At 40.5% G+C, this 15,749-nt stretch carries 12 protein-coding genes; all 12 read left to right on the plus strand.

Annotated elements, in window-relative coordinates; genetic code table 11:
• Positions 1-62: 62 nt before the first annotated feature.
• The 12 genes from G585_RS0103895 to msrA all read left to right on the plus strand — a co-directional run bounded on the left by G585_RS0103895 (position 63) and on the right by msrA (position 15,227).
• A complete protein-coding gene (locus G585_RS0103895; RefSeq protein WP_022773118.1) occupies positions 63-1,061 on the plus strand; it encodes a LacI family DNA-binding transcriptional regulator in 999 nt (332 codons plus the stop codon).
• A gap of 16 nt (positions 1,062-1,077) precedes the next feature.
• Positions 1,078-3,258: a beta-galactosidase gene (locus tag G585_RS0103900; RefSeq protein WP_022773120.1), complete on the plus strand. Its 2,181-nt coding sequence runs from the start codon at positions 1,078-1,080 to the stop codon at positions 3,256-3,258.
• A 76-nt stretch (positions 3,259-3,334) separates the two neighbouring features.
• A complete protein-coding gene (locus G585_RS0103905) occupies positions 3,335-3,595 on the plus strand; it encodes a hypothetical protein (RefSeq protein ID WP_022773121.1) in 261 nt (86 codons plus the stop codon).
• Positions 3,596-3,615: 20 nt separating this feature from the next.
• The gene (locus G585_RS0103910) at positions 3,616-5,568 is read left to right on the plus strand and encodes an EAL domain-containing protein (protein WP_022773122.1); all 1,953 of its coding nucleotides are present in this window, start codon (positions 3,616-3,618) and stop codon (positions 5,566-5,568) included.
• 2 nt (positions 5,569-5,570) lie between these two features.
• Entirely contained in the window at positions 5,571-7,526 is a 1,956-nt protein-coding gene (locus G585_RS18730) for an EAL domain-containing protein (RefSeq protein ID WP_022773124.1), read from the plus strand.
• A gap of 78 nt (positions 7,527-7,604) precedes the next feature.
• Positions 7,605-8,870 (plus strand): histidine--tRNA ligase, encoded by a 1,266-nt coding sequence (hisS, locus tag G585_RS0103920; protein ID WP_022773125.1) that lies wholly within the window; start codon positions 7,605-7,607, stop codon positions 8,868-8,870.
• A gap of 65 nt (positions 8,871-8,935) precedes the next feature.
• Positions 8,936-9,250: an L-rhamnose mutarotase gene (gene rhaM / locus G585_RS0103925; RefSeq protein WP_022773127.1), complete on the plus strand. Its 315-nt coding sequence runs from the start codon at positions 8,936-8,938 to the stop codon at positions 9,248-9,250.
• 12 nt (positions 9,251-9,262) lie between these two features.
• The gene (locus tag G585_RS17035; RefSeq protein WP_022773128.1) at positions 9,263-10,543 is read left to right on the plus strand and encodes an HlyC/CorC family transporter; all 1,281 of its coding nucleotides are present in this window, start codon (positions 9,263-9,265) and stop codon (positions 10,541-10,543) included.
• An 81-nt stretch (positions 10,544-10,624) separates the two neighbouring features.
• Positions 10,625-10,771 (plus strand): six-cysteine ranthipeptide SCIFF, encoded by a 147-nt coding sequence (gene scfA / locus G585_RS17040; RefSeq protein WP_013281386.1) that lies wholly within the window; start codon positions 10,625-10,627, stop codon positions 10,769-10,771.
• A 106-nt stretch (positions 10,772-10,877) separates the two neighbouring features.
• On the plus strand, positions 10,878-12,308 hold the full coding sequence (scfB, locus tag G585_RS0103940; RefSeq protein WP_022773130.1) for a thioether cross-link-forming SCIFF peptide maturase: 1,431 nt from the start codon (positions 10,878-10,880) through the stop codon (positions 12,306-12,308).
• Positions 12,309-12,339: 31 nt separating this feature from the next.
• On the plus strand, positions 12,340-14,628 hold the full coding sequence (locus tag G585_RS0103945) for a protein translocase subunit SecDF (RefSeq protein ID WP_022773131.1): 2,289 nt from the start codon (positions 12,340-12,342) through the stop codon (positions 14,626-14,628).
• A 113-nt stretch (positions 14,629-14,741) separates the two neighbouring features.
• The gene (gene msrA, locus G585_RS0103950) at positions 14,742-15,227 is read left to right on the plus strand and encodes a peptide-methionine (S)-S-oxide reductase MsrA (RefSeq protein WP_022773132.1); all 486 of its coding nucleotides are present in this window, start codon (positions 14,742-14,744) and stop codon (positions 15,225-15,227) included.
• Positions 15,228-15,749 lie beyond the last annotated feature (522 nt).

A 15,749-nucleotide genomic window follows, 5' to 3' on the forward strand; every position in this document is an offset into this window, starting at 1 on the left:
TTCCTTGTGAAAAACTCGCGCACAAAAATTGAATTTAGCGAGCGAAGCGAGAAAAGAGTGTTATGAACAATCCAAAACTCACAATCGATGATGTTGCCAAAGCTCTTGGAATTTCCAAGACCACCGTATCCAGGGCTATTTCCGGAAAAGGCAGAGTTGGAAATTCCACCAAGAGCAAGGTAATGGAATATATTGAAAAGCATAATTACAGACCAAATGTCATGGCAAGAGCTCTGGCAAAACAGAGAACCTATAACATAGGGGTAGTATGGCCTGATGACTATAATGCTGTTGACCTGCCTTTTTTTCAGAGATGTATGGTTGGCATGAGTGAAATAACCTCATCCTATGGCTATGATATAGTGGTCTCGCTTATTGCCGGTGATGACATTTCGGGTCTTAAAAGAGTTGTTGAGAACCATAAGGTAGATGGCATCATTCTTACCAGAACTTTAGTGAATGATAAGCCGGCTGCTTACCTCAAGGAATGCGGAATTCCCTTTGTGGCTATAGGCAGTTCAACGGATCCTGATATCATTTGTGTAGATAATGCCAACTATGAAGCATGTAAGGAGCTCACATCTGTTCTTATTGCCAAGGGCCTTAAAAAACTTGCACTTATCGGTGGCTCTACAGAGCATATCATCACAAGGACAAGACATAATGGCTTTGTGTCTGCTTTTGTGGATGCGGGTCTTGAAATGGATCCGGCTCTTGTTTACCTTGACATTGAAAAGCCGGCTAAAGTGGGTGGAATATTAAAAGAACTGCTTAAGAAAAATATAGATGGAGTCATCTGTATGGACGACAATCTTGCTGGTGAAGTTATAGCAAGGTGCAGGGAAGAACATATTCTTGTTCCGGAAAAGCTTAAAGTTGCTTCTTTTTACAACAGCTCCATTTTGGAAAGTTCAGTTCCTTCAGTTACGTCGCTTAATTTTGACGATAGAAACTTAGGAGCAACGGCGGCTAAAAAGCTGCTTGAGCTCATAGATGGACAGGATGTTTCAAACACTGTCCTTACTAACTACGAAGTAATACTAAAAGAAAGTACTAAATAAGAAACGGGGAGTTTTTATGAAGATATTGTCAGATTCAAAGGTTGGATTCGACCCGATCAGTCTGATTGTTGATGGGAAGAGAGTATTCCCAATGATGGGAGAGATGCACTTTAGCAGATATCCCCATCAGTACTGGGAAGAAGAACTCTGCAAAATGAAAGCAGGGGGAATTGATATAGTTTCTCTCTATGTCATCTGGATCCACCATGAAGAAATCCATGGCGATTTTGATTTTAGCGGAGACAGAAATTTAAGACTGTTTTTGGAAACAGTTAAAAAATGCGGCTTATATGCAATTTTGAGAATTGGCCCATGGGCACATGGAGAGGCAAGAAACGGTGGATTTCCTGACTGGCTTTTGAAAGATTCAGTGGATAATGGCTACGAAGTCAGGACTGATGCGCCGCGCTATCTTGACCATGTAAGAAAATTTTATGAAAAGACATTTGAACAGGCGAAAGGTCTTTTCATAAAAGACGGCGGCCCCGTGATCGGAGTACAGATTGAAAATGAATACGGTCACTGTGGTGGAAAAAATGGTGAAGAGGGCGAGCAGCACATGAAAAATCTTCTGGCCATGGCAAAAGAGATCGGCTTTGAAGTGCCGATTTACACAGCTACAGGCTGGGGCGGAGCAGTTACAGGCGGAATGATCCCTGTTATGGGTGGTTACTGCGAGGCTCCCTGGGACCAGAGAACTACAGAGATCGAGCCAAGTGGCAACTATATTTTTACCAGAGAAAGAAATGATCACAATATTGGATCAGATCATGGTCTTGGCGATGGAATTACCTTCGATATGAATAAGTTCCCCTTCCTTACTGCTGAACTTGGAGGAGGACTTCAGGTTACAAAACATAGACGACCAATAGCAACAGGACTTGATACAGCGGCTATGACCATGACCAAGCTTGGAAGCGGTGCTAATCTCCTTGGCTATTATATGTACCATGGAGGAACCAATCCTGAAGGCAAACTGACTACCCTTCAGGAGACAAAAGAGACAGGCTATCCAAATGACCTTCCTGTATTGTCCTATGATTTTAATGCGCCTCTCCGTGAATATGGACAGATGGAGGATACTTACAGACAGGTGCGCCTCCTTGCTTCATTTATTCACGATTTTGGAAGTGATCTTTGCGACATGGCTTATGTGGAGCAGCCTGGCAATCCATTAAAACCTGACAATTTTAATGACCTTAGAAGCGCTGTAAGATGCAAGGAGAGAGTTCTTCCAAATGGTGAAAAAGTAAAGTCGGGGTACCTTTTTGTTAATAACTATCAGCGCAGATATACGATGGCTGACCATAAAGACACTACACTGAAAGCCTATGATGAAGATGGAAAGAGCATTCTTGCAAGTTTTGATAGCAGGGACGTGGTAAACGGAGACTTTTTCTTTTACCCATTTAATATGCCGCTTGGGGACAAGGCAGTTATCACAACTGATGCTACTCCTGTTTGCTGTATTGCTGACTTTGATGGAAATGGGCATGATGCTTACATTTTCTATAAAGATTCAGAAAAAGAGCCGTCTTTTTCAGTAAAGGGAGATCTTGACGGCAACAAAGTGGTATTTATTACCAGGGAAGAAGCTGTTCATGGAAGCAAGGTTACAATAAATGGAAAAGAACACTTTGTCATAAGCAGTGGAGATGTTGTAACAAATGCGGATGGAAAGCCTGAGCTTTATTTCGAGGTTTCGGATAATGAGACTAAGCATGCTGTATTCAAGGCATTTCCGGAGCTGCGAGTTACACAAGGTGGCTTTGATACTTTGAAAAAAGATGACGAGCTCTTTACGGTCTATAAGAGCAAAAACAGTTATGAAAACAAGGCTGCAGCTCTTTTGACTAAAGATGAGCAGGGCGGTGTGCTAAAAGCATCATTAAAAGTAACAGATATGCCTTCCGGTAGAAATGAAATGCTCCTTAGCATAGATTATGAAGGCGATACAGCTCAGATGTACCTTGATGGCAAAATGATCGCAGACAGCTTCTACACAGGCCAGACATGGGAAGTTGGACTTAAGCGTTTTTGCGGTAATGAATCCGGTGAATTTGGCTGTGAAATGTCTGTTAATCCGCTAAAAGAAGATACAAAGCTGTATCTTCAGGAATGGCCGGCCATGAAAGACGGAAAAGCCTGCAGAATCAACGGCGTACATTTAATAGCGCAATTTAAAACAGAAATATAAAAATATGTGTTAAAATAGTGTTATCGAGATGATAAAATTTCGATAACACTTTTTTATTTTTACTTATGGTGAATATATGTCTGATGAAGAGATGAGAATGACTTATTCTGCGATTGTTACCGGAAAAGATAACAAGAAAATGGTAAGAGTTTCATTTGAACGGAATGGTAAAAACGGGAAAGAGATTGCAGAAGGCGTTATTCCTGGTGGTAAGATAGTTAAAAATAACGGGTATTCTCAGGATGAAATTGCAGGCCTTGAGGTATATCTTAAAGCTAATGCCGATGACATTATTACTAAAGCAAAAGTCATCAGTAATCCGCTTAAATGGTTATAAAATAAAGCTGGAGTCTGTGGATGCAATATAATATTTATTTCGATATTTGCGCATTATTTATATTGATTACTATCGCTGTTACTTCTATGTCGAGAAGAGCTGTGCCTTCTTATCGGCAGCGAGCTTACAGCGCGCTTTATTTTGCCATTTTCATGGCGACTTTGTGCGAAAGAATAGAAACTTATCTGCAGATGCATCCTCTGACCTTTTCTGAGTACGGTATTCTTGAGAAAATTGCCGGAAGTGCTTTTTTCTTTTTCCATCTTGGTTCAGCAGTTTTTTACCTTTTATATATCATGTCTGTTTTAGATATTTATGTGCCTATAACCACCTGGAAAGGCTTTTGGTATCTGTGGTTCGGGTATATTATCTGTATAGCTCTTTTAGTGGTCAACTGGTTTGTTCCGATCATGTTCAGCTACTCTGTAGACGGTATCTATCACAGAGGTAAGTACCTTTTCCTCTTTTATATCATCGCAACATACTACCTGGTTGTCAGTCTTGTTTTGCTACTAAGGTACAACAATCTTATGCGCAGAAGGACAAAAGTGGTCGTGGCATCATATGTTCTTTTTGTTCTTGCAGGAATACTGATCCAGTACTTTTATCCTACTCTGCTTATCGAAAATTTCTGTAATACCATCAGTGTGACCTTTATTTATATCACACTTCAAAATCCCAGTGAGATGGTAGATGAAGTCCTTGATATCCTCAATAAGAAAGCATTTCTTGAAGGACATGACCTTAAGACAAAAAGAAAAGGAGAGCATTTTACTATCTTTCTGACCATAAAAAATATCCGTACTCTCAGTGATGAGATTGGCTATGGAAATGGACAGGATGCTCTTAAGACCATAGCAAAGTATTTAAAGAGTGTAGGCCGTAAGGAATTACACCTTATTACCTATGCTTACAGATATTCTGAGTATGTATTTGCCCTGACAGTTCATACGGATGATGCAGATAAAGCAAAGGCTTTGATGTATAAGATTTCTTACAGGATGCGTGAACCCTGGAGTTTTGGCAACATGAAGCTGAAAGTAGACGGGCAGCTCTTTTTGTTTCATTATCCTGTACATTACAAGACTACAGTTGATCTCATAAACAAGATAGAGATGATGGTTGAGCATGCAAATGATGACCATAATCTTATCATTGACGTTGATAAGGTTGATTTTGAAACCATCAGAAGAGAAAGCGACTATGATAATCTCGCGAGGGTCAATCTCGACAGCAAGCTGGCGACAATAAAGTTCCAGCCATTTTTATCCAAGATCTATAAGATCAATTATAGTGCTGATGTACTTTGTTTCCTTCATGATGCAGCCGGAAACGAAATTGATATGAGGGGAAAGATTCCTGATATTAAAATTACTCAGGCACTTATGGACGCGGATGAGTTTGTTTTCAGAAGGGCTTGCAGGGCGCTTTCATTTTGGAATGCCGGCGACAAAAACGGCAAATACAGGGCTGTTGTCGCAATGTCTCAGGGTGAAATATCAAAGAATGATTTCATAAAGCGTATAAAGAAAATACTGCGCGAAGAGAATGCTGTAGCATCATGGATCAGCATCAAGCTCACTGAGACAACAATTTCTACCATGAACTCCATCGCTGAGCGCAATATAAAAATGCTTGGCGATTTAAAGAGCTCTATTATTGTTGATAAATTTGGAAGCGGCTATGGAGACCTCAACAGAGTACTCTCACTCCCAGTTTCCCAAATTAACTTAGACAGCTCAATCCTTCACTCTGCCATGGAATCTGAGAAGATGATGCTGGTCGTACAGGGCATTGTCAATCTTTTCCATGACATAAGCATATTTGTTTGTGCCACAGATATTGAGAATGAGACAGACAAAAAAATGGCTGAAGAGCTGGGATGCGACTATCTTATCGGAGATTATATGGGAGCTCCGATGAAGGATAGTTCTTACGTTAAGTTTATTGATGCATATTTTGAGGAAAATTGATTATGACTCTTTTAACAAATCCACAAAACTACGAAATATGCTTTGCTATATGCTCAATGGTGGTTTTGCTTATCACTGTCTTTGTGCATCTTTTTGGAGAGCATTACTACAGCAGGCAAAATGACATATTTGGCGGGTTGCTTTTTAATGCTTTTTGCATGAATTTATTGGGGCTAATACACAAGGTCTGGATACAGTCTGATTTTGTGAAAATGTCCCTCAGCTACCAGGCGGCCTGCGTCTTTGTAATGCTTGAAAAAGTGTGTATTTATGTAATGCCTCTTTTATCGGTCCTCTATGGGATGGCTATTTTCCACATTGAGTACCAGAGCTTTGTCAAAAAGATCCTTATTGGTATTCCTACTATCTGCTCGCAGGTTGTTATCTTCAGCGTTATTTTTACCGGATTCTTTTACAGGTTTGATGAAAATGCTGAAACCAGGTACATTTATCCGCAGGCTGTCACCATATATCTGAGTGTCTGGTTCTATCTCATTGTTGCAGCTTACATGATCATTAAGTACAAAAAGTCTTTGAGCACTGAGAAGCAGATGGCCCTTGTGGTCTATTATCTTTTGATGGCAGCAGGGGTTCCTATCAGAATACTGACAAGGTCCAGCTCAATCTTTGAGTTTTCGGTTTCGATAGCTCTTTTGCTGTGCGTCTATACATTCCAGAATCCAAGTGAGTTTGTGGACTTAACTTCCGGTGCGGGAACAAAGAAAGCTCTGGATTTCACCATTTCTACCAATCTTTTACAGAAAAAGACATTTTCACTTTTGGGAATATATGTGGATAAGCTTGATGTGTTCCTGAGCGAAGAATCCATTGAGAACTCCTCAGAGCTCCTTAGACACATATCGGATTATCTAAAGAAAATGTGTCCGGAAGGAGGATTGTTTTATCCGTTTGACAGCACGTTTATTCTAATGTTTCCCGGGGCAGACCCAGATGAAACAGTGATAGAAAAAACTGTAGAACAGATAAAGATAAGGTTTAAAGATCCATGGGTACTAAAAAATGAGGAAATAAAATTATTCCAGAGCCCGTGTGTTTTGGGCTTCCCTACAGAAGTAGATTCTCTTGAGAGATTTAATGAGATATGGAATGTAATGCAGAAGGCTTTCCTTAGGCGCAACAGGGATGTTTTAAGGCTTTCTGATCTGAATCTTAAATATGTTGAACATGACAAGAAGATTGATGGGATAGTGAAAAGAGCTCTTGAAGACGGACTTTTGGATGTTTACTATCAGCCGATATATTCTCCTGCAGACGGCAAATATACATCCTGTGAAGCACTTGTGCGTCTTAAAGACCCTAAGCTTGGGTTTATCTCGCCAGCAGTATTTATGCCCGTTGCTGAGAGGAACGGAAGCGTTCTTGAAATAGACAGATATGTGCTGGACAGGGTATGCGAAATGATATCTTCATCGCAGATCATGGACTATGGAATAGAATACGTGGAGGTTAATCTTTCTATAGTAGACTGCATACAGACTAACCTTGCAGAGAATGTACTTGGGACGCTTGAAAAATATAACGTTGATCCCAAGATGATAAACCTTGAGATAACAGAGACCTGGGAAAAGAATATTACTGATGTAATGGACATGAATCTGGGAAGACTGTTAAAATCAGGAATTACTTTTTCTATGGATGACTTTGGAACGGGGTATTCCAATCTTGCAAGGATTGCCATGCTTCCTTTAAAGCTCTTTAAACTTGACAAGAGCATTGTCCAGTCTGTATTTGATTCAGAGACATCCTATATGGTGATGCTCAATATGATCAAGATAATCAAGTCCCTTGGAAAAGAAATTGTTGCCGAGGGAGTGGAAACTGCAGAGCAGGCAAAGCAGATCATAAGGCTTGGCTGTGACCACGTGCAGGGCTTCTTTTACGCAAGGCCCATGTCAAAAGAAAGCTTCATAGAGTTCATTAAAGAACACAACACTTAAAGCCATTGCAAAGAAAATGCGGTAAGTGTAAAATATTTCGTGTTTATTATTTATTTCAAGAATTAAGGATGGTTATTTATGGCACTTATTAAGAAACCGGTTACCGGAATGAAGGATATTCTGCCTTCAGAAATGCAGCTTAGAGATTACTGCATCGGGGTTATAAAAAAGACTTATGCAGAATTTGGTTTTACTTCTATAGAGACACCTTGTGTTGAATCACTTGCCAATCTTAACAGCAAGCAGGGTGGAGAAAATGAAAAGCTTATCTTCAAAGTTATGAAAAGAGGAGAAAAGCTGAATTTAGAAACTGCCAAGGAGGAAAATGATCTTACAGATTCAGGTCTTCGCTATGACCTTACTGTTCCTCTTGTTCGTTTTTATGCAAATCATGCAAGCGAACTTCCTTCTCCATTTAAGGCACTTCAGATGGGCAACGTTTGGAGAGCTGACAGACCACAGAAGGGCAGATATCGTCAGTTCATGCAGTGCGATATCGATATTCTCGGAGAAGCAACCAATCTTGCTGAGATAGAGCTTATCCTTGCAACAACAACAACTCTTGGAAGACTTGGATTCAAGGATTTTAAGATAAGAATAAACGAGCGCCGTATTCTTAAGGCTATGGCTGCTTACAGTGGATTCCCTGAAGAGAGCTACGATGATGTGTTCATAACTCTCGACAAAATGGACAAGATCGGTATCGATGGTGTTTCCGAAGAACTTGAAAAAGAGGGCTTTGAAAGAGCATCAATAGACAAATATCTTGATCTTTTCAGAAGTGTTGAAGGTAAGACTGATATCTCAGGTCTTAAGATAATCGCTGATAAATTAGGTGACTTCCTTGACGCAGAGGTAAGAGAGAGCCTTGAAGAGATCATCACAAGTGTTGATGCTACCAAGACAGCTCAGTTTGAAATGGTATTTGATCCTACACTTGTAAGAGGAATGTCCTATTATACCGGCACTATTTTCGAAGTATCAATGCCTCAGTACGGCGGAAGCTGCGGTGGCGGCGGACGATATGACAAGATGGTTGGAAAGTTCCTTGGACAGGATACTCCTGCATGTGGATTCTCAATCGGTTTTGAGCGTATCATCATGATCATGATGGATGAAGGCTTTAAGATCCCTGGGGAGGGAAAGAGAAAGGCTTACCTCATCGAGAAAGGAATCAAGGGAGAGAGACTTTCCGAGATCATCTCAGAAGCTCAGAAAGAAAGACTTGAAGGCAATCAGGTTCTTGTTGTTCGCATGAACAAGAATAAAAAGTTCCAGAAACAGCAGCTTTCAGAGCAGGGTTACGAAGATGTTAAGGAGTTCTATCTCAATCCGCTTAACTGACAGGTCTTTTGCTAAAAACAGCCATTGGCTGTATGAATAAGAGAATAAAAGGGGAGTAAGAAGGTATGATCAGAAAAGGTTTTAAAATGAAGCTTTATAAGGGGATGGAAAAGGAGTATGAGAAGAGACACAATGAGTTGTGGCCTGAGATGCAGGAAATGATCCACGAGCATGGCGGACGCAACTACAGCATATTCCTTGATGAAGAGACAGATGTTCTCTATGGCTATATCGAAATAGAGGATGAAGAACTTTGGGCTAAAGGAGCTGATACAGCTATCAACCGCAAGTGGTGGGATTTTATGGCCGACATTATGGAGACCAATCCGGACAATAGCCCTGTAGCTATCGATCTTCACCCGGTATTTCATTTGGATTGATAGGAGGAAGTTTTGGACACTCACGCGATACAGCTCGCAGTATTAATTGTACTTGTTTTGTTATCTGCGTTTTTTTCATCTGCTGAAACAGCCTTTATGACTGTTAACAAGGTGAAAATGAAATCCCTTTCTGACGAAGGGAACAAGCGGGCAAAAAGAGTTCTTTCAATTTGTGAAGATACTCAGAAAATATTGTCTGCAATCCTGATTGGTAACAATATCGTCAACCTCAGTGCATCTGCTTTGATGACAGTTTATGTTACGGATGTATTTGGAAGCTTTGCGATAGGCATTGGTACCGGTGTACTTACTTTAGTGGTTCTTATATTTGGAGAGATCATTCCCAAAACTGTAGCGACTGCCTATGCTGAGAAAATGTCACTGTGGTATGTAAATGTTATATTGTTTATCATGGCCATAATACATCCTATAAGCTTTATCATAAACGGTATTGCAACACTGATCCTAAGGCTCTTCAGGGTTGATACCAAGAACAAGCAGACTATGACGGAGACAGAGCTTAAGACTTATGTGGATGTCAGCCATGAGGATGGTGTTATTGAAACCGGAGAAAAAGAGATCATCTACAACGTATTTGATTTCAGTGATGCTCATGCAAAAGACATTATGATACCCAGGATCGATATGTGTTGTGTCAGCTCAGATGCTGATTACAATGAGGTAATGAGAGTCTTCCGCGAGGATATGTACACAAGAATCCCTGTCTATGAAGGCGGAGAGCAGGACAATATCATTGGACTTATAAATGTAAAAGACCTGGTGCTTATTCAGGATAAGGACAATTTCAAGATAAAGGACTGTCTCAGAAAAGCTTATTATACCTATGAGTATAAAAAGACTGCCGATCTTCTCATGGAAATGAGAGAAAGAAGCCAGAATGTTGCTTTCGTCTTATCAGAATACGGAACTACAGTCGGAATGATCACGCTTGAGGATCTTCTTGAAGAAATCGTAGGTGAGATCAGAGATGAGTATGATTCCGACGAGGAAGAACTCATAAGGCATGTAGGCGGCAATAAGTATCTCGTTGAAGGAAACATGAAGCTGGACGACATAAATGATGCTCTTGGAACAGAACTTGATTCAGAGGATTATGATTCCATAGGCGGACTTATGATTGAAAAGCTTGACAGATTACCGGGGTATGGTGAGACCGTTACACTTGATAATGGAATTACGCTAACAGCCCGTGGAATAAAGCGAAACAGAATTACCAAAGTTCTGTTAACTGCTAATACTGTCGCAAAAGAGGATGAAAAAGAAACACTTTAATAATTTACCAATATATGGTATACTAGGTCGATGTAAAAACTCGAAAGTGGAACAGTTCACATTTCAAGTAGGAGGCAATTTATGAAGCACGTAAAGTCATTAGTAACAAGAAATCTTAAAGAGTCAATGAAAAAGGGCGGATGTGGCGAGTGCCAGACATCATGCCAGTCAGCATGCAAGACATCTTGCACAGTAGGAAACCAGAGCTGCGAGCAGCTTAGCAAGTAATCTAACTGGAAGAATATTGGTTTTTGTAGGATTAAGTTATCGGGCAGCGGCCGAGGCCGCTGCCTAGTTTTTGCACAACTCGCAGAGTTTAGTTTTAGGAGATTTTATGATTCACGCTTATAAGAACAACGGTTATAACATTGTTCTGGATGTTAACAGCGGTTCAGTACACGTTGTTGATGATGTTGTTTTTGATTTAGTAAATATTGTAGAGGAGAAGCTTGCTGCCAAGTATGGTACTGCAGCAGTTTCAGACGGACAGGAAGAGGCTTCAAAAGAGGATTTTGGATGGCTGTTTGATGAAGTTAAAAAGCTTTCAGAGATAACAGACAAATACTCTGTAGAAGATATCAAAGAAGCAGTAGAGGAGCTTTTAGAGCTCAGAGCTGCGCAGGTTCTTTATACTGATGATGTATATGAGAACTATGTAGATGAATTCCAGAACAGAGAGACAGTTATCAAGGCTCTTTGCCTTAACATAGCACATGACTGTAATCTCAGATGTAAATATTGCTTTGCCGATGAGGGAGAGTATCATGGAAGAAGAGCTCTCATGACAGAAGAGGTCGGTAAGGCAGCACTTGATTTCCTTGTTAAGAATTCAGGAAATCGCAGAAATCTCGAAGTAGATTTCTTTGGCGGTGAGCCACTTATGAACTGGGAGGTCGTTAAAAAGATCGTTGAGTACGGCCGCCAGATTGAAAAAGAACACAATAAGAATTTCCGTTTCACAATCACAACAAACGGAACTCTTTTAAACGATGAGATCCTTGAGTATGTAAATAAGGAAATGGGCAATATTGTCCTTTCTATTGACGGACGTAAGGAAGTTCACGATGCAATGCGTCCTAAGCGCGGCGGACAGGGAAGCTATGATGAGATAGTTCCTAAGTTCCAGAAAGTTGCAGAGAGCCGTCATCAGCTCAGATACTTTGTAAGAGGAACATTTACTCATAATAATCTTGATTTCTCAGAGGATGTTAAGCATCTTGCAGATCTTGGATTTAAGCAGATTTCTGTTGAGCCTGTAGTTGCCAAACCTGAGGACTGGTACTCATTAAAGGATGAGGACATTCCAAAGCTTTGCGAAGAGTATGACAAGCTTGCCAAGTTCTATCTTGAGAGACAGAAAGAAGGAAAGGGATTTAATTTCTTCCACTTCAACATCGATCTTGAGGGTGGCCCTTGCGTAGCCAAGAGACTTTCGGGATGTGGTTCAGGATGTGAGTATTTGGGAGTTACACCATGGGGTGATCTTTATCCTTGCCATCAGTTCGTTGGTAATGAAGACTTCATCATGGGTAACGTATTTGAAGGTATTACCAGACCTGATATTCAGGAAACATTCAAAAAGAGCAATGTTTATTCAAGACCTGAATGTGAGAAATGTTTTGCCAGATATTATTGCAGCGGTGGATGTGCTGCAAACGCCTATAATTTCAACGGCAATATCAATACGACATATAAGCACGGTTGTGAGCTTCAGAGAAAGCGTATCGAGTGTGCGATTATGATAAAGGCGGCTATGGCCGAATAAGTTAATAAGCTATATGGGAGGATGTATTACAATGAAACGCTTAAAGTCAGTTTTAGCGCTTATCATCGTTCTGTTACTGCTGGGGGGAGTTGGATATTCAGCAGTGTACGGACTTGGTGAAGACAAGTCAGGTTCTTTATCCAGTATCAATTTAGGACTTGATCTTGCAGGTGGTGTCAGCATCACTTATGAAGTTGTTGGAGATGAGAATCCTGATAAGGAGGATATGTCTGATACAATTTACAAGCTTCAGCAGCGTGTAGATCAGTACAGCACAGAGGCTCTTGTTTATCAGGAAGGTTCTAACAGAATCAATATAGAGATTCCTGGTGTCTCAGATGCCAATGCAATCTTAGAGGATCTCGGACAGCCCGGTAACCTTTACTTTATTGCCCAGACTGATGCAGAAGGCAATGAAAACTACACATACCACTCAGGATTTACAGCAGAAGGCAGTCTTGAGACTGATGAAGATGGCAACATTCTTTTTGGTTATGTTCTCAACAAGACACTTGAAGAGCTTCAGGCTGATGGTTCTATAGTTCTTTCAGGTGATCAGGTATCAGTTGCTCAGGCTGCAGCTCAGCAGGATTCATATGGTTCACAGGAACCTGTTGTTTCTCTTGAGTTTACAGAAGAGGGCAAGACAGCATTTGCTGAGGCTACCAAGAAGGCATATGCAGCTGGAGAGACAATCGGTATCTACTATGATGGACAGTTCATTTCTGTTCCTAAGGTTCAGGCAGAGATTACTGATGGTAAGGCCGTTATCACTGGAATGAGCTCATTTGAAGAGGCTCAGAACCTTGCTTCTATGATCAGAATCGGTGGACTTAAGCTTCAGCTTAACGAACTTAGATCAAATGTTGTAGGTGCTCAGCTTGGTTCAGATGCTATCAGAACATCACTTATTGCAGCAGCTGTAGGCTTCGCTCTTATAGCAGTTCTGATGATCATATTCTTCAGACTCCTTGGTTTTTCAGCTACACTTGCACTTGCATTCTACTGCGGACTTATGGTATTCCTTCTTTCCGCATTTGATATGACACTTACTCTTCCTGGTATAGCAGGTATCATTCTTTCAATCGGTATGGCGGTTGATGCTAACGTACTTGTTTTCTCCAGAATCAAAGAAGAGCTTGCTGTTGGCAAGACAGTTGATGAAGCTAGAAAGAACGGTTACAACAAGGCTCTTTCATCAATCCTTGATGGTAACATCACAACTCTTATCGTAGCTATCGTTCTTAGAATTGGTGGAACAGGTTCAATCAAGGGATTTGCTGAGACTCTTATGCTTGGTATCATCCTTTCAATGTTCACAGCTCTTGTAGTTACAAGACTTATTACTTCAATACTTTATGGTCTTGGACTTGAGAATCCTGTTCTCTACGGTAAGGCAAAGGCAGTTAAGAAATTTGATTTCGTTGGAAAGAGAAGAATATTCTATCTCGTTTCATGTGCAGTACTTGTAGTTGGTATCATTACAATGGCAGTTAACGCATCAGCAGGAAAGGGTGCATTCAACTACAGCCTTGACTTCGTTGGTGGTACATCAACAACAGTTACTTTTGACAGATCTTATGAGCTTGCTGAGCTTGAGAGCACAGTAGCAAATGATATCAAGAGCGCTGCAGGAATCAATGAGATTCAGATTCAGACAGTATCTGGCACAAATCAGGTAATCTTTAAGACATCAACTCTTAATGTTTCTCAGAGAGAGGCAGTAGAGGATGTACTTGAGAGCAATTACGGAGTATCTGCTGATAATGTTGCAGCTGAGACAATCAGTTCAACAATCAGTGGTGAGATGAGATCAAGCGCCATCAAGGCTCTCCTTGTAGCCCTTATCCTTATGCTTATCTACATTTGGATCAGATTCAAGGATATCAAGTTTGGTGCAGCTGCTATCATCGCCCTTGCACACGATACACTTATTGTAATTACAGCTTATGCACTTACAAGACTTTCAGTTGGTAATACATTCATCGCTGTAATCCTTACAATCATCGGTTACTCAATCAACGATACAATCGTTACATTCGATCGTATCCGTGAGAACCTTCACAATGCAACAAACAGAAAAGAAGAGGCAGAGCTTGTTAATAATAGTGTAGCTCAGACAGTTACAAGAAGTATCTTTACTTCAGCAACAACATTCTTCACTGTAGCTGCCCTTTATGTATTTGGTGTAGCAGATATTAAGGCATTTGCACTTCCGCTTATGGTTGGTGTTGTTTGTGGTACATATTCATCAATCTTTATTGCATCACCAATGTGGTATGATCTTAAGACAAAGTTCAAAACATTGTTTGCAAAGTAATTTAAATAGTATAAACTGTTGGAGATATGGCTTAGCCATATCTCCATTTTTTTATGTAATAGAAAAATGAATCGCAAGCGACATTCTAATTAAACTAGAAAGGATTTCAGATTATGAAAGAGGCATATTTTGCAGGGGGATGTTTTTGGTGCGTGACACCTATCTATAAGATGTACGGCGTTGATAAGGTTATTTGCGGCTACGCAGGTGGTGATGAAGAGAATCCAACATACGAGCAGGTTAAGCATCAGGAGACTGGCCATCGTGAAACCATAAAGCTTGTATATGATCCTGAGAAGGTATCATATGATAAGTTACTGGATATTTATTTTGCAAATGTAGATCCATTTGATGCTGAGGGACAGTTTATCGACAAGGGATTTTCTTATACTCTGGCAATCTTCTATGGTGATGAAGAGGAAAAGGCTATTGCCAAGTCCAAACTTGACAAAATAGCAGCAGATTCAGGTAAGGAAACCTTCGTTGAACTGTTGCCTTATAAAAACTTCTATGAAGCAGAAGAGTATCACCAGGATTACTATCTGAAAAATCCTGAGGCCTTTGAAAAGGAACTCATCGAATCAGGAAGAAAGAAGTAACTTCTACTTCGAAAGCAGTGCCAATAAAGGTTGCAGTGCATACGCCACCATTGACTGAGCCTGAGTAAAACGCCTTGGTCTGCAAGCCGACGGTGAGGATGATGGGAACAGTAGATTTTATCTCACCGTCGGATTCAGCATTGTAGCGTTTTCCTCAGAACCCGTCAATGGCAAGCACCTGCGGTGTGGCTAGGTATAAGGGCCTCTGGCTCTGATTCCGAGAACAGTAGGGGCGTATGAAATTGAAGCAGCTCGAGACTTGGGATATTGAAAACATAAAGATTTACCTGGCTATAGCATGCTGCGAGAGATTTTTCTCGATTTTCATGCCTTGTGCATAGGCTTCTGACATGATTTGGAGATTTTTTGCAAGTATCACATGCTTTGTATAGTGGTTCAGACATGTTGTTAGTGATTTTGATTTTGACTCAGATACCATGTCTTTGCTTAGTAATTCGACATGCTGTGTCAGATTTTTCTCATAATTTCATGCCTTGAATAGAATCGTTTGGCATGATATCT

It is taken from the genome of Butyrivibrio sp. AE2015 (genome assembly GCF_000420825.1).
GTDB lineage: Bacteria > Bacillota > Clostridia > Lachnospirales > Lachnospiraceae > Butyrivibrio.